Origin of the sequence: Motilibacter rhizosphaerae (assembly GCF_004216915.1) — a bacterium.
GTDB classification, from domain to species: domain Bacteria; phylum Actinomycetota; class Actinomycetes; order Motilibacterales; family Motilibacteraceae; genus Motilibacter; species Motilibacter rhizosphaerae.
On the sequence record NZ_SGXD01000002.1, the window covers coordinates 704,055 to 724,906 of the forward strand.

General features: G+C 75.2%; 19 protein-coding genes. 8 read left to right on the forward strand and 11 right to left on the reverse strand.

Features of this window, described 5'->3' with window-relative positions; all coding sequences use genetic code 11:
* Positions 1-56: 56 nt before the first annotated feature.
* From EV189_RS08780 to EV189_RS08790, 3 genes are read right to left on the reverse strand one after another with little or no spacing between them, the layout of a single operon-like run.
* Positions 57-659, reverse strand: coding sequence for a YqgE/AlgH family protein (locus EV189_RS08780; protein ID WP_231116203.1), 603 nt, complete (start codon positions 657-659; stop codon positions 57-59).
* Positions 611-1,015: a VanZ family protein gene (locus EV189_RS08785; protein ID WP_196788540.1), complete on the reverse strand. Its 405-nt coding sequence runs from the start codon at positions 1,013-1,015 to the stop codon at positions 611-613. Before EV189_RS08785 ends, EV189_RS08780 begins: the two co-directional genes overlap by 49 nt.
* Entirely contained in the window at positions 1,015-2,412 is a 1,398-nt protein-coding gene (locus tag EV189_RS08790; RefSeq protein WP_130492525.1) for an NAD-dependent malic enzyme, read from the reverse strand. Before EV189_RS08790 ends, EV189_RS08785 begins: the two co-directional genes overlap by 1 nt.
* A 66-nt stretch (positions 2,413-2,478) precedes the next feature.
* Here EV189_RS08790 and EV189_RS20455 point away from each other — a divergent pair, with 66 nt between their 5' ends.
* Positions 2,479-3,441, forward strand: coding sequence for an MSMEG_6728 family protein (locus EV189_RS20455; protein WP_196788541.1), 963 nt, complete (start codon positions 2,479-2,481; stop codon positions 3,439-3,441).
* Here EV189_RS20455 and EV189_RS08800 read toward each other — a convergent pair.
* The 3 genes from EV189_RS08800 to EV189_RS08805 are packed head-to-tail and all read right to left on the reverse strand — an operon-like array spanning position 3,433 to position 7,107.
* The gene (locus tag EV189_RS08800) at positions 3,433-5,859 is read right to left on the reverse strand and encodes a SpoIIE family protein phosphatase (RefSeq protein ID WP_165400209.1); all 2,427 of its coding nucleotides are present in this window, start codon (positions 5,857-5,859) and stop codon (positions 3,433-3,435) included. The genes EV189_RS20455 and EV189_RS08800 overlap by 9 nt on opposite strands.
* A gap of 20 nt (positions 5,860-5,879) precedes the next feature.
* Positions 5,880-6,086, reverse strand: coding sequence for a hypothetical protein (locus EV189_RS20165; RefSeq protein ID WP_165400210.1), 207 nt, complete (start codon positions 6,084-6,086; stop codon positions 5,880-5,882).
* A gap of 28 nt (positions 6,087-6,114) precedes the next feature.
* Positions 6,115-7,107 carry a pirin family protein gene (locus tag EV189_RS08805; protein WP_130492527.1) on the reverse strand — a complete coding sequence of 331 codons (993 nt, stop codon included), beginning with the start codon at positions 7,105-7,107 and terminating at the stop codon, positions 6,115-6,117.
* Positions 7,108-7,271: 164 nt separating this feature from the next.
* On the opposite strand from EV189_RS08805, the gene EV189_RS08810 reads away from it, so the two are divergent.
* The gene (locus EV189_RS08810) at positions 7,272-7,841 is read left to right on the forward strand and encodes a nitroreductase family protein (RefSeq protein WP_130492528.1); all 570 of its coding nucleotides are present in this window, start codon (positions 7,272-7,274) and stop codon (positions 7,839-7,841) included.
* Between the two features lie 81 nt (positions 7,842-7,922).
* On the opposite strand, the gene EV189_RS08815 is transcribed toward EV189_RS08810, so the two are convergent.
* Positions 7,923-8,225 (reverse strand): hypothetical protein, encoded by a 303-nt coding sequence (locus EV189_RS08815; protein WP_130492529.1) that lies wholly within the window; start codon positions 8,223-8,225, stop codon positions 7,923-7,925.
* Between the two features lie 32 nt (positions 8,226-8,257).
* Entirely contained in the window at positions 8,258-9,898 is a 1,641-nt protein-coding gene (locus EV189_RS08820; RefSeq protein WP_130492961.1) for a sodium:solute symporter family protein, read from the reverse strand.
* Positions 9,899-10,043: 145 nt separating this feature from the next.
* On the opposite strand from EV189_RS08820, the gene EV189_RS08825 reads away from it, so the two are divergent.
* On the forward strand, positions 10,044-12,095 hold the full coding sequence (locus tag EV189_RS08825; protein ID WP_130492530.1) for an ATP-binding SpoIIE family protein phosphatase: 2,052 nt from the start codon (positions 10,044-10,046) through the stop codon (positions 12,093-12,095).
* A 200-nt stretch (positions 12,096-12,295) separates the two neighbouring features.
* A complete protein-coding gene (locus EV189_RS08830) occupies positions 12,296-13,711 on the forward strand; it encodes a right-handed parallel beta-helix repeat-containing protein (protein ID WP_130492531.1) in 1,416 nt (471 codons plus the stop codon).
* Here the strand turns inward: EV189_RS08830 and EV189_RS08835 are convergent, their stop codons facing one another.
* Positions 13,712-14,755, reverse strand: coding sequence for a LacI family DNA-binding transcriptional regulator (locus EV189_RS08835; RefSeq protein ID WP_130492532.1), 1,044 nt, complete (start codon positions 14,753-14,755; stop codon positions 13,712-13,714).
* Between the two features lie 110 nt (positions 14,756-14,865).
* Here EV189_RS08835 and EV189_RS08840 point away from each other — a divergent pair, with 110 nt between their 5' ends.
* The 4 genes from EV189_RS08840 to EV189_RS08855 all read left to right on the forward strand — a co-directional run bounded on the left by EV189_RS08840 (position 14,866) and on the right by EV189_RS08855 (position 19,427).
* The gene (locus EV189_RS08840) at positions 14,866-15,780 is read left to right on the forward strand and encodes a phytanoyl-CoA dioxygenase family protein (protein WP_130492533.1); all 915 of its coding nucleotides are present in this window, start codon (positions 14,866-14,868) and stop codon (positions 15,778-15,780) included.
* A gap of 154 nt (positions 15,781-15,934) precedes the next feature.
* Positions 15,935-16,294 carry a YciI family protein gene (locus EV189_RS08845; protein WP_130492534.1) on the forward strand — a complete coding sequence of 120 codons (360 nt, stop codon included), beginning with the start codon at positions 15,935-15,937 and terminating at the stop codon, positions 16,292-16,294.
* Positions 16,295-16,386: 92 nt separating this feature from the next.
* Complete coding sequence (locus EV189_RS08850; protein ID WP_130492535.1) at positions 16,387-17,589, forward strand: RNA polymerase sigma factor; 1,203 nt, start codon at positions 16,387-16,389, stop codon at positions 17,587-17,589.
* A 50-nt stretch (positions 17,590-17,639) separates the two neighbouring features.
* The gene (locus EV189_RS08855; protein ID WP_130492536.1) at positions 17,640-19,427 is read left to right on the forward strand and encodes a glycoside hydrolase family 15 protein; all 1,788 of its coding nucleotides are present in this window, start codon (positions 17,640-17,642) and stop codon (positions 19,425-19,427) included.
* On the opposite strand, the gene EV189_RS08860 is transcribed toward EV189_RS08855, so the two are convergent.
* A complete protein-coding gene (locus EV189_RS08860; RefSeq protein WP_165400211.1) occupies positions 19,384-20,103 on the reverse strand; it encodes a phosphatase PAP2 family protein in 720 nt (239 codons plus the stop codon). The two genes, EV189_RS08855 and EV189_RS08860, sit on opposite strands and share 44 nt — an antisense overlap.
* Complete coding sequence (locus EV189_RS08865) at positions 20,100-20,852, reverse strand: phosphatase PAP2 family protein (protein WP_130492537.1); 753 nt, start codon at positions 20,850-20,852, stop codon at positions 20,100-20,102. The genes EV189_RS08860 and EV189_RS08865 overlap by 4 nt, the downstream gene beginning before the upstream one ends.

Sequence of the window (20,852 nt, forward strand, 5' to 3'; positions counted from 1 at the left end):
GGCGGTCATCGTACGCACGGGCCGGCCGCCCGCGGCGTCGCTCCGGCGGACACCGCTCAGTTGAGCGTCGGGTCCGCCGTCCACCCCGAGAGCAGCGACACCGGCCCGCGCTGGCGCCGCAGCACCCGGCGCCAGAGCTGCTCGGGCGCGGCCGGGAGGACGTCGTCGTACGTCGCGTCGACGACCACCCAGGCGTCGGCCGCGATCTCGCCCTCGAGCTGCCCCGGCCCCCACCCCGCGTAGCCGGCGAAGACCCGGAACCCCGCGAGCGAGCCGGCGAGCACGCTGGGCTCGGTGTCGAGGTCGACCAGCCCGACGGCGCCGCTCACCTCGCGCCAGCCCGGCGGCTCCTCCTGCCCGATGCGGGGGGCGGCGTGCAGCAGGCCGAGGGCCAGGGCGTTCTCCGGCGCGACCGGCCCGCCCTCGAACACCCGCGGCAGCGGCTCGCACAGCGCGGCCCACGCGGGCAGCACGCTCGCGACCTCGATCTCGCTCGTGCGGTTGAGGATGACGCCGAGCGCGCCGGACTCGTCGGCGTCGATGACGAGGACGACCGTGCCCGCGAAGCTCGGGTCGACCAGCGAGGGCGCGGCCACCAGCAGCCGCCCCGTCAGCGCTCGCGAGAGCGCGGCTCCCCGACCGTGCTCGTCGCCCGCCACCCCGACCCCCTCGCTCCGCTGCGCCGGACCCCTCTCCTCGCCGCCCACCATCCCACTCCCACGCCGACGAGGTCCGCAAGGGCGTCGTCCCAGCCGCCGTCGCGGTGCGGCAGGACGAGCGCCTGGAGCAGCTCGCTGACCGGGGCGTGCACGACGAGCACCGGCAGCAGCCAGCGCGCGGGCAGGCCGGCCAGCAGCCCGAGGAGGGCCGGCGCGGCGAAGATCGTGAGGTGCACGACCTTGTCGACGTACGGCACGCCCCCCTCGCTGGGCGCGCGCGGCGCGTAGACCGCGACGAGCTGGACCGCGACCGCGAGGGCGAACCCCGCGAGCAGCAGCGGGCGCGCGCGCAGCATCAGCCGGCCGCGCTGCCGGACGCCGCCCCCGACACCGCGCCCGCGACCGCCTCGGTCACGCCGGGGTGGAAGACGCTCGGGACGATGTACGCCGCGTTGAGCTCCTCGGCGCGCACGACGCCCGCGAGCGCGCGAGCGGCGGCGAGCATGAGCTCCTGCGACACCGTGCGCGACTGGGCGTCGAGCAGCCCGCGGAACACCCCGGGGAACGCCAGCACGTTGTTGATCTGGTTCGGCGCGTCGGAGCGGCCGGTGGCGACGACCTCCGCGTGCTCGGCGGCCTCGGCCGGGTCGATCTCCGGGTCGGGGTTGGCCAGCGCGAACACCACCGAGCGCGGCGCCATCGTCGCGACGTCCGCTCCCGTGAGGATCCCCGGCGCCGAGACGCCGATGAACACGTCGGCGCCCTCCACCGCTCCGGCGAGGCTCCCGGCGTAGCCGCGCGGGTTGGTCCGCCGGGCCAGCGCGCAGAGCCGCTCGTCGATGCCAGGGCGGTCGGGGTGCAGGGCACCGTGCTCGTCGCAGACGACGACGTCGACGGCCCCGGCGGCGAGCAGCAGCTCGAGGATCGCCGTCCCCGCGGCGCCGGCGCCGGCCATGACGATGCGCACGGCGGGCAGCTGCTTGCCGACGACCCGCAGCGCGTTGGTCAGCGCGGCGAGCACGACGATCGCCGTGCCGTGCTGGTCGTCGTGGAACACCGGGATGTCGAGCCGCTCGCGCAGCCGCGCCTCGACCTCGAAGCAACGCGGCGCGGAGATGTCCTCGAGGTTGATCCCGGCGAACACCGGCGCGATCCGCACCACGGTCTCGACGATCTCGTCGACGTCCTGGGTGTCGAGGCACAGCGGGAACGCGTCGATCCCGGCGAACCGCTTGAACAGCGCCGCCTTGCCCTCCATCACCGGCAGTGCGGCCGTGGCGCCGAGGTTCCCCAGCCCCAGCACCGCCGAGCCGTCGGTGACGACCGCGATGGTGTTGCGCTTGATGGTGAGCCGGCGCGCGTCGTCGGGGTTGTCCGCGATCGCCAGGCAGATGCGCGCGACCCCGGGCGTGTAGACCATGGAGAGGTCGTCGCGGTTGCGGATCGGCACCTTGGACGTCACCTCGATCTTGCCGCCGAGGTGGAGCAGGAAGGTCCGGTCGCTGACCCGCCCGATCGCGACGCCGTCGAGGGCGCGCAGCGCCTCCACCAGCTCGCCGGCGTGCTCGGAGGACCGCGCGGCCATCGTCACGTCGATCTGCACCCGCTGCGGGCCCGAGGCCGTGACGTCGAGGGCGGTGACGATGCCGCCCGCCTGCTCCACGGCGGTGGTCAGCCGGCTGACGGAGCCACCGGCCGCCGGCACCTCCAACCGCACGGTCACCGAGTAGGACGCACTGGGCACGACGCTCATGGCCCGATGCTGCCACCGAGGAGCCGCGACCGTCTGGATCTCCCCGGGGCGGGTAGGGCTCGCGGCGTGCAGACCTTCCTCCCCCACCCCGGCTTCGTCGCGAGCGCGCGGGTCCTCGACGACCGCCGCCTCGGCAAGCAGCGCGTGGAGACGTTCCAGGTCCTGCGCGCCCTGACCTGGCCGGACTACGGGTGGAAGAACCACCCGGTCAGCAGGATGTGGCGGGGCTTCGTGCCGGCGCTGGTCTGCTACGGCCTGGCCTGCATCGAGGCGTGGGAGCGGCGCGGGCGGGTCGACGCGACCCGCGGGCTGCTGCTGGAGTTCACCGGCGGGCGCGTCCCGGAGTGGGGCGAGCTGCGCGACACCGGGCAGCTGCCGCCCTGGCTCGGTGACGAGGCCGTGCACCGCAGTCACCGCTCACGGCTGGTCGCGAAGGAGCCGGAGTCGTACGCCGCGGTCTTCCCCGGCGAGGCTCCCGACCTCGACTACGTGTGGCCCGGCGCCTCGGTCCCCCGGTGGCCGCTGCCGGTCGGGCAGGGGCTCGCCGTCGCGCAGGCCGCGGCCGAGCTCGGCCTGGCCGAGGTGGACGACGAGCAGCTCGCCGCGGTGCTCGACCTGCAGGAGGGCGGGGACGCCGTGGTGCACCTGCCACACGACGCCGGCCCCGCGTCGACCGGCCTGCTCGCGGCGCTCTGCACGTCCGGGAGCACGGCGTGGGTGACGCCGGGGACGCCGCCGCCCGCGCACCCGGGCGAGCCGGAGGAGCCCCGCCCGACCGTCGAGGCCTCGAAGCTCGCCGCGTCGATCGCCCGACCGCCCTCCCCCGAGGCGGCGGCCGCCGTGCGCGCGCAGGCCGCGGCCCAGCAGGACCCTCGCCTGGCCTGGGTGCGCCCCTCCCAGCTCGCCACGCTCGCCGGCCTGCGCCCGGACCTCGCGCTGGTCGTGCTCGAGGGGACCGAGGAGCAGGAGGAGCAGCTGCCGCGCCCGGAGCTCGGCGTCCCGGTGCTGCGGCTGGTCCGCTCAGGCTGAGCCGCCGCCGAGCCCGAGCGCGAACCAGACGACCTTGCCCGCGGGCAGCGGGCGCGCGCCCCAGCTGCGGGCGAGCGCCTGCACGAGGGCGAGCCCGCGCCCGCCCTCGTCCTCCAGCGTCGCGTGGCGCAGCCGCGGGATCCGGGTGTCGGCGTCCTCGACCTCGACGTGCACGGCCCGCTCCCCCAGCCGGACCGTGAGCCCGACCTCGCCGCGCGCGTAGCGGATCGCGTTGGTCACCACCTCGCTGACCAGCAGCTCCCCCACCGTCGCCGCGTCGTCGTCGTGGAGCCCCCAGCGGCGCAGCGCCTCCGCGAAGGCCGCGCGGGCCGGTGCGACGGCGGCGGGGTCCGGGGGCAGCCGCAGCGTGACTACGCTCCCCGGCGGCGTCCCGGTGGCGCGCACCAGGAGGAGCGCGACGTCGTCGGGGTGCCCCGGCACATGGGGTACGCCGGCGGCGAGCGCCCGCTCGCAGGTCTCCTCGAGGTCGTCCCACGCCCGCTCGCCGAGCGCCGCGACGAGCCCCGCGATGCCGGCGTCGATGTCCTGCCCCGGGGACTCGACGAGCCCGTCGGTGTAGAGCGCGAGCCCCGCTCCCGCCGGGAGCGGCACCTCGACGTCCTCGTAGCCCAGCCCCGCCCGCACGCCCAGCGGCACGCCCACGGGGAGGCCCTGCTCGGCGCCGAGGACCACGGGGACGCCCTCCGGGCGAACGAGCACCGGCGGCACGTGGCCCGCGCTCGCGATGCGCAGGCTGCTGCGCGCGGGGTCGAAGACGGCGTACGCGCAGGTCACGAGCTGTCCCTCGGCGAGATCGGCCACGGCGACGTCGAGCGCCCGCAGCACCTCGGCCGGCGGCGGGTCCTGGTGGGCGAGCACGCGCAGCGCGGTGCGCACCTGGCCCATGACCGCTGCGGCGCGCAGCCCGCGGCCCATGACGTCGCCGACCACGACCGCGGTGCGCCCGCTGGGCAGCGGGAGGACGTCGGCCCAGTCACCGCCGACCTGGGTCCCGGTCGCTCCCGGGAGGTAGCGCCAGGCGACGTCGAGCCCCTCCACCGAGCGGAGCACCTTGGGCAGCAGGCCGAGCTGGAGGGCCACGGCGGCGGAGCGCTGCTGCTCGTACGACAGCGCGTTGGAGACGGCGACCGCCGCCCTGCTCACGAGGTCGCGCGCGAGGGCGGCCTCCGCCTCGTCGTAGTGCCGGCCGCTGGCGGAGAACAGGAGGCTGACGACGCCGACGACCCGCCGGGCGACGAGCATCGGCAGGACCAGGACGCTGGTGACGCCCTGCGTGCGGACGAACTCGCGGTCGGCGCCCTCCGGCACGGCCCCGAGGCCGGCGACGGCGTCGACGAGCAGCCAGGGCCGGCCCGTACGCGCCGCGACCTCGACCGGGTGCCCCTCCGGGTAGTCCGCGAGCGCGCCGGACGGCCGTCCCGCGGGCGGGACGCCGGTGTGGCGGGACGCGCGGCGCCGCAGGCGGCCCGAGTCCTCGAGCAGGTCGACCACGACGTGGTCGGCGACGGCCGGGACCGCCAGCCGGCAGAGCACGTCGAGCACGGCCTCGGTCTCGAGCGACGCGGCGAGCTGCTCGCCGGCCGCGACGGTGAAGGCGAGCCGGCCGGCGGCGGCGGCGCGCTCGCGCTCGGCCGCGCGCTGGTCGGTCACGTCGCGGACGACGTCACCCGCCCCCACGACCTGCCCGCCGTGCTCCAGGCGGAACAGCGAGTGCACCCAGGTGCGCTCCCCCTCGCCGGTGGTGCCCGGGGCCGTCCCGGTCAGCTCGACGTCGGGAGCGGGCTCGCCCGTCGCGAGCACCCGCCCGAGCACCGCGTCGAGGGTGTCCCCGAGGACCGGCAGCAGCTCCGGCATGCGCCGGCCCGCGATCTCGCCGCCGGGGCGGCCGTCGATCTGCTCCATGGAGCGGTTGACCCGCGTGACCCGGCGCTCGGCGTCGTAGACGGTGAGGCCCACGGGCGCCTCGCGGAACAGCGCGTCGAGCAGGGCCGCGTCCCGGCGGGCCGCCTGCCGCGAGGAGGTGTCCTCGACGATCGCCACGGCGCCGACGCGCGTGCCGTCCGCGGCGACGAGCGGACTGGCCTTCCAGGACAGCGAGCGCCACCCGCCGTCACCGAGGCGCACCCGCGTCTCCCGGGCCACGGGGTCACCGGCGAGCAGCCGCCCGACGGCGCGGACGAAGGTCGGGTCCTGCCCCTCGAGGATGGAGAGCCCCGCCCAGTCCGGCGGCAGGCGCAGCAGCGACTCGGCCAGTGCGTTGCAGGCCAGCACGGCGCCGGTGGGGTCGAGCACGAGGGTCGCGACGGGGACGGCGTCGAGCACGCTGGAGAGCAGCTCGGGAGGCAGGGCAGCCGGGACCCCTGCCGCCGGCTGCGTCCCCCGGACCCCCCCGTCCACGGCGCCAGGGTAGCGGGGCCTCAGCCCGGCGGGAGGGAGGGCGGAGGGGGGACGGGCGGCGGCGCAGCGTCCGGCGAGGGCTCCACGGGGGCCGGCGGGAGCTCGGTCGGGTCGTCCGGCAGGAGCGGCCCGGGGTCGTCCGGGACCGGCGTGCTCGGGTCGAGCGGCGGCGCCTCGGGGACGGGCAGGGCGGCGGACCCCCACGCGTGGTCGAGCTGGTCGCGCATGACGGCCTCCTGCCCGCCCCCTCCCCCGCTAGTCCTCCGTGCTGCGCACCCCGCCGGCGCCGTGCGGGAGCAGCGCGTCGGCCGGGATGGTCCCGAGCCGGCCGGCCTGGTAGTCCTCGAACGCCTTCATGACCTCGGCGCGGGTGCTCATGACGAACGGGCCGTACTGCACGACGGGCTCGCGCAGCGGCTGGCCGCCGAGCAGCAGCACCTCGAGCGCGGGGTGCCGGGCGTCCTGGGTGGCGTCGGCGCGGACCGTGAGGTCGTCGCCCTCGCCGAGGACGGCGAGCTGGCCCGTACGGACCGGGCGGCGCTCCGGGCCGACGGTGCCCTCGCCGGCGAGGACGTAGACCAGCGCGTTGAAGCCGGTCGGCCAGGGCAGGCGCAGCTGCGCGCCGGGCAGGACGGTCGCGTGCGCCACGGCGATCGGCGTGTGCGTGGCACCCGGGCCGCGGACGCCGGCCACCTCACCGGCGATGACGCGGAGCAGCGCGCCCGCGTCGGAGGAGGCGGTGAGCGCGACCGAGCCGCCCTCGAGGTTCTGGTAGCGCGGCTGCGTCATCTTCTGCGCCCGCGGCAGGTTGACCCACAGCTGGACGCCGTGGAAGAGCCCGCCGGACATGACGAGCTCCTCGGGCGGGGTCTCGATGTGGAGGATGCCCGCACCGGCCGTCATCCACTGGGTGCCGCCGTCGGTGATGACGCCGCCACCCCCGTGGGAGTCCTGGTGGAGGAACGTGCCGTCGATCATGTACGTCACGGTCTCGAACCCGCGGTGCGGGTGCCACGGCGTCCCCTTGGGCTCGCCCGGTGCGTAGTCGACCTCGCCCATCTGGTCCATGTGGATGAAGGGGTCGAGGTCGCGCAGGTCGACGCCGGCGAAGGCGCGGCGGACGGGGAAGCCCTCGCCCTCGTAGCCCTGCGGCGCGGTCGTCACCGAGCGCACGCGGCGCTGGCGCGAGGCTGCCGGCACGGCGGCGACGCGGGGCAGGGTCAGCAGGTCGGCGGACACGGCAGGCACGGGAGCCTCCTCGGGAGCGGGTAGTTGCATTCTCAACCACCTCGGCGCCCCGGTCAACTGTGAGCGGGGCCACGCGATTCCCGCCGCTCTCCGGCGTGCGGGCCGGGAACAGACCGGGCAGGCTCGTTGCTTGAGAGTTCAAGCACCACCGGAAGGATGACGCCATGACCTCGACCCCGCAGCTCCACCCGCTCCTGCTGGAGCGGCGCAGCCCCCGTGCGTACGACGCCGTGAGCCGGCTCGACGGAGACGTCGTCACACGCCTGCTCGAGGCCGCCCGCTGGGCGCCGAGCGCGATGAACCGCCAGCCCTGGCGCTTCCTCGTCGGACTGCGCGACGACGAGACGTTCAAGGGCGTCTTCGACGCGCTCGCGCCCGGCAACCAGACCTGGGCCGGCTCAGCGGGCGCGCTCGTCGTCGCGCTCGCCCCCGTGACGGAGGGCGACAAGTGGACGGCGTACGAGCTCGGCCTCGCCGTCGGCCAGCTCACCGTCCAGGCGCACGCCGAGGGCCTGTTCGTGCACCAGATGGGCGGCTTCGACGCCGCGCAGGTGAAGGAGGGCTTCGGCGTGCCCGAGGGCTACGAGGCGTACGCCGTGCTGGCCGTCGGCACGCTGGGCGACGTCGCTGAACTCCCCGAGCACCTCCAGGAGCGCGAGGTCGCCCCGCGCGAGCGCCTCCCCCTCGGGGAGATCGCGTTCTCGGGCAGCTGGGGCTCGCCGCTCGCGGCCTGACCCCCTCCCCTCCGCGCACGAGAGCCGGGCCCCTGCGACGGGGCCCGGCTCTCGTGCTGTGCGGCTAGTGGGACTGCACGGCTAGTGGGAGGACGGCCGGTCGGTGTCGACCTCGTCGGGGTCCGGCGCCTTGTTCGGGCTGAGCCGCATCCACAGCAGGAACAGCGCGCCGACGACCAGCATGGCGATGCCGGACCAGAGGTTGATGTCGACCCCCTGGGCCTTCTTCTTCGCGCCGTCGCCGTCGACGAGCCCGGCGACGGTGAGCAGCACGCCGTAGACGACGAACAGCCCCCCGATGATGCGCCGCACGTCGAACAGCCGCGCCGCGCTGGCGGACTCCGCCTGCACCTCGCTCTGGTCCTGCCTGGTGTCGTCTGCCATGTCGGTCGACCTTCCTGCGCCCGGAGCCGGGCTCACGCGAACGGGATGTAGAGCAGGAGCGAGATGGCGACCGCGACCCCGCCGAGCAGGGCGGGCTTGCGGTACCACGCCTCGTCGCCGCTGGCGAGGTCGGCGGCCGCCTCGCGGGTGCCGGCGCCGTAGGTGAGGCCGCGCAGCTCGGAGTCGGGCTTGGGCGCCGTGACCATGCTCACCACCACCGAGACGACCACGTCGGAGAGGAACGCCGCGCCGGCGCCGTAGAACGACTCCTCGAGGTCGGAGCCGAAGTCGAAGATGCCCCAGAACTTGTAGCCCAGGTAGACGAACAGACCGACGAACGTGCCGGTGAGCAGCCCCCAGAAGCCGGCCTTCGGGGTCATCCGCTTCCAGAACATGCCGACGATGAACGTCGCGAAGAGCGGGGAGTTGAAGACCGAGAACAGCGCCTGCAGGTAGTTCATGATGTTGCTGAACCCGGCGGCGATGAACGCGGTGCCGATGCCGATGACGACGCCGACCGCGGTGACGACGCGGCCGACCTTGAGGTAGTACTCGTCCTCGCGGTCCTTGGCGATGTACTGCTGCCAGATGTCGTAGGTGAAGACCGTGTTGAAGCTCGAGACGTTCGCCGCCATGCCGGCCATGAAGGCCGCGAGCAGGCCGGTCACGGCCACGCCGAGGATGCCGCTCGGGAGGTAGCGCTCGATGAGGTACGGGATGGCGTTGTTGTAGCCGCCGTCCGGGGTGTCCTTGAGGTTCTTCACCACGACCAGCGCGATGAGGCCGGGGATGACGGTCAGCGCCGGGATGAACAGCTTCGGGAAGGCTCCGATGAGCGGGGTGCGCCGCGCCGCGCTGGTGTTGCGGGCGGAGAGCGCGCGCTGCACCTCGGCGAAGTTGGTCGTCCAGTAGCCGAACGACAGCACGAAGCCCAGGCCGAACACGATGCCGATCCAGTTGGCGCCGATCGCGTTGGTGACGCTGCCGACCCCGGTGCCCTGCAGCGCGTGCAGGTGGTTCTCCCCGCCGCCCTGTGCCGTGCGCACGCGCTTCTCCAGGCCGCCCCAGCCCCCCATCTCCTTCAGGCCGAGGATGACCACCGGGATCAGCCCGGCCAGGATGACGAAGAACTGCAGGACCTCGTTGTAGATCGCCGAGGAGAGCCCGCCCAGCGTGATGTAGACGAGGACGAAGGCCGCGGCGATGACGATCGAGAACCACAGCTGCCAGCCCAGCATCGCGCGCATGACGATGGCCAGCGCGTAGAGGTTGACGCCGGCGATGAGCACCGCGCTCAGCGCGAAGATGATGCTGTTGAGCAGGTGCGTGGAGTCGTTGAAGCGCAGCCGCAGGAACTCCGGCACGCTGCGCACCTTGGCGCCGTAGTAGAACGGCATCATGACGATGCCGAGGAAGACCATCGCCGGGATCGCGCCGATCCAGTAGTAGTGGACCGTCGCGATGCCGTACTGCGCGCCGTTGGCCGCCATCCCGAGGATCTCGGTGGCCCCGAGGTTGGCCGCGATGAACGCGAGCCCGGTGACCCAGGCGGGCAGCGAGCGTCCCGACAGCAGGAAGTCGAGGCTCGTCTTGATGCTCCGGCGGGCGGCGAAGCCGATCCCGAGCACCCCGAGGAAGTAGATCGCGAGGATCACGTAGTCGAGGAGGCTCATCTTCAGGCGTAGGTCCACGGGCTTCGTGATCTCCGCGCCGGGTTGCTCTAAACGCGCGAGGGTGGTGGACGGTTCCCGCCCCGCTCGCGACGACCCCCGGGTGGGGGGAGCGCGTCCGCGGACCACGGCGCCTAGGATCGGCCCCGTGCAGGTCAGCGCCCTCCTCGACGCCACCGACTGGGCGTCGACGCCGCTGGGCGAGCCGGCGACCTGGCCGGCGGGGCTGCACGCCGTCGTCAGCACGGTGCTCGGGTCCCCCCTGCCCATGGCCCTCGCGCTGGGCCCGGAGGCGGTGCTCGTCTACAGCGACGCGTACGCCGCCCTCCTCGGCGCCAAGCACCCGGAGTGCTGGGCGCGCCCGGCGCGCGAGGTCTTCCCCGAGAACTGGGACCTGCCCGGCCATGGTGACGTCGTCGAGCGCGTGCGGCTGACCGGGGAGGCCTTCAGCGAGACGAGCACGCTGCTGCCGGTGCGCCGGCAGGGGCCCGACGGGCCGGTCGAGCACGTCCACTTCGCGCGCGCGTACACGCCCGCGCGGTCGGACGACGGCGAGGTGCTCGGCGTGCTCAGCGTGGTCGTGGAGAGCTCGGAGTCGGCCCGCGCCGTGCGCACCGTCGCCGAGCTCGCCAGCCGGCTGTCCTCCGCCGCCTCCGTCGACGACGTCGCCCGGGAGGCGCTGCGCCACGCCGTCGAGGCGGTCGCCAGCGACCACGCCCGCGTCGTGCTGCTCGAGGGCACGGCGCTGCGCATCACCCGGCGCGCGGGGATCGAGGAGCAGGACGAGAGCACCCGGCGCCTGCCGCTGCTCTGGTCGCGGCTGTCGGCGAGCGCCGCGCTCCCCTCGGTCGAGGTGTCGCGCACCGGCCGGCCGATGTGGCTGGCGGCGGGCGACCTCGACGCGTACCCCTCGCTGCGCGACGAGCCGCTGAGCGCCCCGCTGCGCTCCGTCGCCTGCGTCCCGCTCTCGAGCTCGGAGGTCCAGGGGGCCCTCTCCCTGGGCTGGGAGCAGGACCGGGTGCTCACCACCGAGGAGCAGGCGGCCCTGCTCACGGCGGCGAGCCTCGTGGGGCAGGCCCTCGCCCGGGCGCAGCGCTTCGACGAGCAGCGCGGCAACGCCGAGCTGCTCCAGCGCAGCATGCTGCCCGCGGAGATGCCGCACGTGCCGGGGCTCAGCATCGGCGCCCGCTACGTCCCGAGCGCCCCGGGCACGAGCGCCGGCGGGGACTTCTACGACGCCTTCTCGCTGGCCGACGGGCGGCTGCTGCTCGCGATCGGCGACGTCGTCGGCCACGGCGTGCTCGCCGCGACCGTCATGGGCCAGGTACGCGCCGCCCTCCGCGTCGTCGCGCTGCGCGAGGACGAGCCGACGGGGATCCTCGCCGCCCTCGACCCCTTCGTCACCAGCCTGGGCCCCGAGACCTTCGTGACCGCGTTCGTCGCCGTGCTCGACCCGGCGACGGGAGCGCTGCGCGCCGCGACCGCCGGGCACCCGCCTCCCCTGCTCCGCCGGGCGCAGGGCGGGCGGGGCGGGGAGTTCCTCGACGTCCCCGCCGGTCCGCCGCTGGGCCTCCCGGCACCCCGCGCCGCCACCGACGTCGTGCTCCGCGACGGCGACCTGCTGCTGATGTTCACCGACGGGCTCGTCGAGGTCCCCGGCCAGCACCTCGACCTCGGGCTGGACCGGCTGCGCGAGACCGTCGCCGGGCTCGAGGCGTACGCCGACCCCCGCCGCGCGTGCGCCCGGGTGCTCGACGAGATGGGCGCCGGGACCGACGACATCGCCCTGGTCGCCGTCGGGGTGGAGCCGGGCGAGCGGCGCGTCGGCCGTGTGGAGCTGCCCGCGGAGAGCACGTCCGCCGGCCAGGCCCGCTCCTGGCTGCGCCGCACGCTCACCGCGATCGAGCTGCCCGAGTCCGTGGTCGAGGTGGCCCTGCTCTGCACGAGCGAGCTCGTCACCAACGCGCTGCTGCACGCGCGCAGCGGGGCGACCGTCGAGGCCGACGTCGATCCGCACCGCCTGCTCGTGCTCGTGAGCGACCAGGGGATGTCGACCCTCCCGGCGGCGCAGGCGGCCGAGCCGGCCGCGGTGCGCGGGCGCGGGCTCGCGCTCGTGGAGGCGCTCGCGGACGCCTGGGGCACCGAGCGGACGTCGCGCGGGACGACCGTCTGGTTCGAGCTCGGGCGCCCGGGGCGGTAGTCGTCCCGGCCGCACCTCACTCGTCCGGGTGAGCCCGCGGCCACTCAGCGCGCGGACCTCCGGACCTCCGTGGCACTGTGTGACAGCGAGGTCCTGGGCCGTTGGTCCGATCAGGCGAAATCGGGCCTAGGACCTCAGACCCACTGAAGACCGGCTGCTGCAGCGACGAAACCTCTGTCGTGCGCAGATCCCTCCTCCTGATGACGACCGCTGCCGGTACCGCTCTCGGTGCCGCCGCCACGCTCGGCCTGCCCGCTGCGGCCTCCGCCGACGTGCCCTCGACGACCACGCCCCTGGTGGCGCTGGCCGCGCTGAACGGCTCCACCGAGCCGACGACCTTCCGCCTCGACGTGCCCGCCGGCGCGTACAAGCTCGTGGTGGACGGGAACTTCCTCGGCTCGGGCCTCACCGCCGACCCCGCGACCATCAGCGTCGCGGCGCCGGGCGCCCACAAGCTGCGGATCGAGACCGCGAGCGGGCGCGTCGACGCCTCGTGGACCACGTCGGTCGTCGGCACGACGCCGACGCCGCCGTCCCCGCCCGCGTCGACGGCCCCCGCCCCGAGCTCCCCCGCGACGCCGCCGAGCACCGGCACCCCCTCCGCGCCGCCCGCTCCGGGCAGCCCCGCCCCCGGCACCTCGGCGCCCTCGACCGGCGTCCCCACCACGCCGGTCGGCACCGGCGTCGCGCGCCCCGCGGACGGCCACTGGACCGTCAGCACCGAGGCCGAGATCCGTGCGGCGCTGACCACCGCCCACCCGGGCGACGTCATCACCCTCACCGACGGCGAGCACCTGGCGCGCAGCCGGTACGAGGCCACCGCGAGCGGCACCGCCACTGCGCCGATCACCCTGCAGGGCACCCGCGCCGCCATGCTGCGGACCAAGAACGCCTCGGGTGACTACGGTCTCCACATCACCGGCAGCTACTGGCACATCACCGGCATCACCGTCGCCCACGGCTCGAAGGGCATCGTGCTCGACGGGTCGCACGGCACCGTGCTCGACGGCGTCGAGGTCTTCGACGTCGGCGACGAGGGCGTCCACTTCCGCTCGTGCACGACCGACAGCGTGCTCGAGAACTCCTACGTGCACGACACCGGCATCAACAACCCGCAGTACGGCGAGGGCGTCTACGTCGGCTCGGCGAACTCCAACTGGGCCAAGTACAACTGCACCGACGGCCGCGACAACTCGGAGCGGAACCTCGTCCAGGGCAACGTCTTCCGCAACATCCCCGCCGAGGGCGCGGACCTCAAGGAGGGCACCGACTCCGGCACCCTGCGCAACAACCTCTTCGACGGCACCGGCTTCTCCGGCAAGAACTCGGCCGACTCGGCCGTCGACGTCAAGGGCAACAACTGGCTCATCGAGGGCAACACCGTGCGCAACCCGCAGGGCGCCGACCTCGACGGCTTCCAGGTGCACAGCGTCTACACGGGCTACGGCAACGGCAACACCTTCAAGGGCAACGTCGTCCAGGGCCTGTGGGCGGGCTGGGGCATCGCGCTCTACCCGCTGGGCACCGGCAACGTCATCGGCTGCGACGACGCGGCGCCGGGCGCGAAGCTCGGCCTGGCGGGCGCGAACACGCACTCGCTGACCTGCAAGCCGTAGCTAGGCGCGGAGGCCCGCGCTCGACTCGCGGATGACGAGCCGGTGCGGCACGACGACGGCCCGGGGTGGCGCGCTTCCAGGCGCGCCCCCCGGGCCGTCGCCGCGTCCGGCGGCGAGCCGCTGCTCCAGGCAGTCGGCCGCGGCGCGGGCGATCGCGGGCAGGTCGGGCGCGACCGTCGTCAGCGTCGGGATCGAGTAGCGGCCGTCCTCGATGTCGTCGAAGCCGACCAGCGCGACGTCCTCGGGCACCCGCACCCCGCCCTCGTGGAGGGCGCGCAGGGCGCCGAGGGCGAGCTCGTCGGTGGAGCAGAACAGCGCGTCCACCGGCGTACGGGCCGCCAGCAGGGCGCGCACGGCCTCGGCCCCGGCCGCGCGGTGCAGCGAGGCGACGGGGAGCTCGAGCGCCGGGTCGCGCGGGAGCCCGGCGGCGGTGAGGGCGCGGGCCCAGCCCTCGAGGCGCAGCGCGGCGGTCTGCGTGCCGTACGCCGACCGGGCCCCCAGCGCGGCCACCCGGCGGCGCCCGCGCGCGACGAGGTGCGCCGTCGCCTCCTCGGCGGCGGCGACGTTGTCGACGACGACGTGGTCCGCGACGCGGGCGTCGCCCTGCTCGCCGAGCAGGACGAGCGGCGCGGGGTCCTGCCGGTCGCGCAGCTCGTCCGCGCCGAGGCCCCACGGGCTGAAGACGACCCCGTCGACGAGCTGGGCGCGGACGCCGTCGAGCAGCCGCCGCTCGCGCTGCGGGTCGCCGTGGGTCTGCTCGACGAGCAGCGTCCACCCGCGCTGCTCCGCCACTTCGCTGAGCTCGGCGGCCAGTGCGGAGAAGTACGGCGAGTCCACCTCGGGCACCACGAGCGCCACGAGCCCGGAGCGGCCGCGCCGCAAGCTGCGCGCGGCGGCGTTCGGCCGGAACCCCAGCTCGCGCATCGCCTGCTCGACGCGGGCGCGGGTCGCGGCCGCGACGTAGGGCGCGTCGTTGACGACGTTGGAGACGGTGCGGGGCGAGACCCCCGCCCGCTCGGCGACGTCGCGCATGCTCGGTCCCACCCGCCACCCCCTCCCGCCGTCGCGCCCATCGTGCCAGGCCGCCGCCTCTTGCCACGTGGCAATACCACGTGGCAAGGTAGAGGGACCGCGACCGAGGAGGAGCCCCGCCGATGAGCGCACCGACCGTGCCCAGCGAGACCGTGCCTAGCGAGACCGTGCCCAGCGTGACCGTGACCCGCACCACGACCGAGCTCCCCGTCCCGCCGGGGGCCGACGACGAGGCGCGCGAGATCGTCCGGGCGCTCTACACCGACGGCATCACGGCGAAGAAGGGGGCCTTCAGCCGCGAGGCGACGGAGCGCATGCGCGAGGACATCGGCGTGGCGTTCGAGGAGGCGCGCAGCCGTCCCGGCGGAGCGGTCGGTCGCGGCCCCAAGCGCTACTACGTCGAGATCCACCCCGAGCAGCTGCGCGGCTTCGTCGAGATCGTCGACCACCCGTGGTTCCGCAAGGTCTCCGAGTCGGTGCTCGGCCCGGACTACCAGATCGTCGAGGTCGGCTTCGACATCCCGTTCGCGGGCGCGGTCAACCAGCCGTGGCACCGCGACTTCCCCATGCCGGACGCGACGCGGTTCGAGGGCCGGCTCACCAGCCTCGCCTTCAACCTCACCGCGGTCGACACCGAGGAGGACATGGGCCCCTTCGAGATCGCGCCGGGCACGCAGTGGGACTGGGCCGAGGACTTCGGCCACGAGATGTTCCCGCCCAAGCCGTACTACCCGCGCTACGAGGAGCGGGCCGTGCGCAAGTACCCGCAGATGGGCGACATCTCCGCCCGCTCGGCGCTGACGATCCACCGCGGCACCAAGAACTTCTCGGAGAAGTGGCGCCCGGTCCTCGTCATCGGCGTCGACGCCCCCGGCGCGGGCAACGCCGAGCACCACGACCTCGCGGTCACCCACGACTACTGGGAGCAGCTCCCCCCGTCGGTGCGCCAGCACCTCGGCTGCCCGGTCGTCGACGAGCTGACCCCGATCACGCAGAAGCACACCATCGAGGGCCTGGTCATGGGCGAGGCCGACTAGGGGTCGGTGGGCGGACTGCCGGCTGCTCGAGGACGCTCCCCAGGAGATCGCCGAGGAGATCTTGTCCTGGCTGTCGATCCGGCGGCAGGCTGTTCGTCGTCGCTGGTGACGAGCCGGACAGGCCGGCCCGTGACCCAGTGCAGGAGGCACCGCCATGGCCAAGTACGCGATCCTCATCTACGACGACCCGGCCGGCTACGCGAGCATGTCGCCCGAGGCGTGGAGCGCGGTGGTCGATGCGCACAGCGTGTTCGTCAAGCAGGTCTTCGAGCTCGGTGGGTCCCTGGCGGGCGGGGAGGCACTGGCTAACACGACGACGGCCACCTCGATCAGGGGCGGGAGCACGGTCACGGACGGCCCCTTCCTCGAGACCAAGGAGGCCCTCGGCGGCTTCTACGTCGTCGAAGCCCGCGACCTCGACCACGCCCTGGAGATCGCCAAGGGGTGCCCGGCCCCCTTCGGGGGCGTCGAGGTCCGCCCGGTCGTGGACCCGACGCAGGCCAACCCGTTCTGACCGCTCCTCGCGACGAGCCGACCGCGTCCGCCGGACAGGCGGACGCGGTCGCTGCCGCGCTCGCGCAGGCCCACCGCTCCGAGTGGGCCTTCGTGCTGTCCGCCACGGTGCGCGTCGCCGGCGACCTCGACCTCGCGGAGGAGTGCGCGCAGGAGGCGTACGTCAGCGCGCTGCGGTCCTGGACCCGGGACGGCGTCCCGGCGCGGCCCGGCGCGTGGCTCACCACGGCGGCGCGGAACCAGGCGCTGGACCGGTTGCGGCGCGACGCCACCCTGCGGCGCAAGCTCCCGCTGCTCGTGGAGCCGGCGAGCGTCGACCCGGACGACGCTGACGAGCTGGACCGGCCCGACGACGCGGTGCCCGACGACCGGCTCCGGCTGGTGTTCACCTGCTGCCACCCCGCCCTCGCCCCCGAGGCCCGGGTCGCCCTCACCCTGCGCCTGGTGTGCGGCGTCCCCACGTCGGACGTCGCCCGGGCCTTCCTCGTGCCCGAGCCGACGATGGCGGCGCGGATCACCCGGGCCAAGAAGAAGATCGCCGCCGCCCGGATCCCCTACCGAGTGCCCGGCCGGGCAGAGCTGCCCGAGCGCCTGGACAGCGTGCTCACCGCCGTGCACCTGCTCTTCAGCACCGGCCACACCGCCGGCCAGGGGGACGCTCTCGTCCGCGAGGAGCTCTGCGACCGGGCCCTGCACTTGGCGCGCGCTCTCGCCGCCCTGCTCCCCGAGCAGGCCGAGGCCCGCGGCCTGCTGGGCCTGCTGCTCCTCACCGACGCGCGCCGCGCCACGCGGACCGACGAGCAGGGCCGTCTGCTCCTCCTCGCCGACCAGGACCGCACGCGCTGGGACCAGCGCGCGGTCCTCGAGGGGCTCACGGTGACGGCCGGTGCGCTGGCGTCCGGCCCGCCGGGGCGGTTCACCCTCCAGGCGGCGATCGCCGGCGTGCACGCGGTCGCGCCGTCTCTGGAGCAGACCGACTGGCCGCGCGTCGTGCACCTCTACGACCGGCTGCTGGCGGTGTGGGGCACGCCGGTGGTCGCGCTCAACCGGGCCGCGGCCGTGGCCTTCGCCGACGGTCCGGCCGCCGCCCTGCCGCTCCTCGACGAGCTGGCGACGGACCCCCGGCTCGCCGACTACCCGTACCTCCCCGCCACCCGCGCCGACCTGCTTCGCCGCCTCGGCGACGCCGCCGGCGCGGCCGTCGCCTACCGGCGCGCGCTCGAGCTCACGGCGAACGCCGCGGAGCGCGCCTTCCTGCGGCAGCGCCTGGCCGAGGTCAGCAGCGCGGAGCGGTGACGCGCCTCTCCTCCGGCATCGCGCGGCGCGATGCGGGTACGCCCCCGCCCGTGACCCGACCCCGCCGTGACGCCGACGGCTACGCACCGCTGCGCTCGTACGCCGGGATCGGGGACGGTCGCTCGGTCGCCCTCATCGCCCTCGACGGCAGCGTCGACTGGTGGGCGGTGCCCGGCATGGACGGCATCCTCGCCTGCGCGGCCCTGCTCGACCCCGAGCACGGCGGCCGGTTCCTGCTGGCCCCGCTGGACGACTACGAGGCCGAGCGCGAGCACGTCGGGGACACCAACGTCGTCAGCACGACGTACACCACGGCCGGGGGCACGGTGCGGGTCACCGACGCGATGAACACCGGCGTGGCCGGCCGCCTGCCGTGGGCGGAGCTCGCCCGGCGGGTCGAGGGCCTCAGCGGGCGCGTGCGCATGGGCTGGCGGTTCGAGCCGGGGACCTCGCTCGGCACGCTGAGCCCGTGGTCGGAGGTCCGCAGCGGTGACGTCCTCGTGCACCTCGACGACCTCGTCCTGGGCCTGCGCTGCGGCGACGTCGGCGAGCCCGAGGCCGGGGACCGCCTCGTGCAGGGCGGGTTCGAGACGAGCGAGGGCTCGCGCCACCTGCTGGCCGTCGTGGGGACGCAGGGCGAGCCGACCCACCTGCCGGACCCGCGCGCCGTCGACGAGCGGATCGACCGGACCGTGCGCGGCTGGCAGGACTGGTCGCGCTCCGTGCACTGGGACGGGCCCTGGCCCGACGCCGTGCAGCGCAGCCTGCTCGCGCTCAAGCTGCTCGTGTCCGCGCCGACGGGCGCCATCGCCGCGGCCGCCACGCTCGGGCTGCCGGAGCGCGTCGGCGGGGACAAGAACTACGACTACCGCTACACGTGGGTGCGGGACGCGGCGTACACCCTCGACGCCTTCCTGCGCTGCGGGCTCGCGGAGGAGGTCCACGCCGCGGTCGCGTGGCTGCTCGCCACCGTCGAGCGCCACCGGCCGGAGCTGCGGCCGTTCTACACCCTCGCCGGCGAGCCGCCCGGCGGCAGCGCGGTGCGCGACGTGCCCGGCTACCGCCGCAGCACCCCGGTCAAGCAGGGCAACGACGCGCGTACGCAGCTGCAGCTCGGGCCGTACGGCGACCTGTTCCAGACGGTCTTCCTCTGCGTCGACGACGGCCACGTCCTGGACGTGGGGACCGCACGGCTGCTCGCCGACCTCGCCGACCGCTGCTGCGACCTGTGGCAGCGCCCGGACGCGGGGATGTGGGAGCTCCACGAGGAGCAGCACTTCACCCTGTCGAAGATGAGCTGCTGGCAGGCGCTCGACCGCGCCGCCCGCCTCGCCGAGCGCGGGGAGCTGGCGGGCAGCGGGGAGCGGTGGCGCCGGGAGGCCGACCGGGTCCGTGCCTGGGTCGACGAGCACTGCTGGTCGGAGGAGCGCGGCGCGTACGTCATGGCGGCCGGCTCGGACGAGCTCGACGCCGGGATCCTGCTGGGAGCGCGCTTCGGCTTCGACCGGGGCCCCCGGATGCGCTCGACCGTGGACGCCGTCCTCGCCGAGCTGGGCAGCGGGCCGTGGGTGCACCGCTACACCTCCGCCAGTGACGAGGAGGGCGCGTTCCTCGCCTGCACGTTCTGGGTGGTGGAGGCCCTCGCCCTCACCGGGGACGTCCCCCGGGCGCGCGCGCTGATGGACCGCACGCTGGGCGAGCTCGACGGGACCTGGCTGCTCGCGGAGATGGTCGACCCGCGGACCGGCGACTACCTCGGGAACCTGCCGCAGGCCCTCTCGCACCTCGCGCTGATCAACGCGGCGAGCGCCGTGCGGGAGGCCGAGGAGGGGCGCTGAGCGCCTCGCGCACCGAGGCGCGGTCCTGTCGCACGGCCGGCAGGAGGAGCAGCCCGGTCGTCGACCCCAGCCAGAGCAGCCCGAGCAGCCCGCCGGCGAGCACGTCGCTCAGGTGGTGGAAGCCGCGGTACATCCGGCAGAGGCCGACCGCGGGCGGCAGCACGACCGCGAGCCCCGTCAGCACGACCTGGAGCCAGCGCAGGCGGGTGAGCACGAGGGCGAGGACCGCGAGGCCGCCGTAGAAGCAGATGGAGGCCGCCACGTGCCCGGAGGGGTAGCTCGCGTGCGGGTCCCCGACGCCGAGCCGCGGGATGCTCGGGCGGTCGCGCGGGACGAACGTGCTCGCGACGAAGTAGATCCCGCTCTCGACGCCGACGGTCAGCGCGAGGAACAGCGGGGGCAGCACCCTCCGCGTCGCCACCGCCAGCGCGACGACGAGCACGACCAGGGCGACCTCGATGGTCGTGGGCTCCGCGAGCTGGGTGCCGGCGTAGGTGAGGGAGTCCCACGTCGGGGTGCGGTGGTGCAGGAGCGCGCGCTCGATCGCGTCGTCGGTCCGGCCCACCCACCCGTGGACCAGGACGTGGGTGAGCAGCTCGCCCAGCACCAGCACCAGCACGAACACCGCGACCGCGGCGCCGGCCAGGCGGGCGGCGACCCGCACCCGGGCGCTCACCGCTGCACCTCGCGGCGTACGGGCTCGCCGGCTTCGAGCCCCTCCGTCAGGGGGCGCACGGGGGCGTGCAGGTCGCGGCGCCAGGCGCGGAAGGCGGCGGTGGTCGCCGCCAGCCACGACGCGCCCAGCAGCCAGCCGCCGACGACGTCGCTCACGTAGTGCACCCCCAGGGCGATGCGGGCGAAGCCCACGAGGAGCACGACGGCGACGCCGAGCGCGATGAGCGGGCGCCGAGCGCGCCGCGGCACGGCGGGCAGGCCGACGAGCAGCAGCGCCCCGACGCCGACGACCGAGCCGAGGGCGTGGCCCGAGGGGAAGCTCCAGCTGTGCAGGACGAGGACCGGGTGGTCGAAGCTCGGCCGCGAGCGCCGCACGAGCTCCTTGACCAGCGTGTCCAGGGGGTCGCTGAGCAGGACCGTCAGCGCGAGCCACAGGGCCAGCCGGGGCGCCCGGCGCAGCAGCAGGACGACCGCCACGACGACCGCGACCACCTCGAAGGAGGTCGGGCTGAAGACGTCGGACACCCCCTCGAGGAAGCGCACGAGCGCCCGCGAGCCCACCGCCTGCCGGTGCAGGCCGGAGGCGACGTCGAGGTCCAGCCGCCGCAGCGGGCTCCACCGGTCGCGCACCGCCAGCAGCGCCAGGGCGAACGGCACGAGCACGACGAAGGCCGCGGCCACGGCGAGCGTGAGGCGCAGCCCGCCGCGCGAGTCGGGGTCGAGGCGGGCGCCCAGCCTCGTCGATCTCAC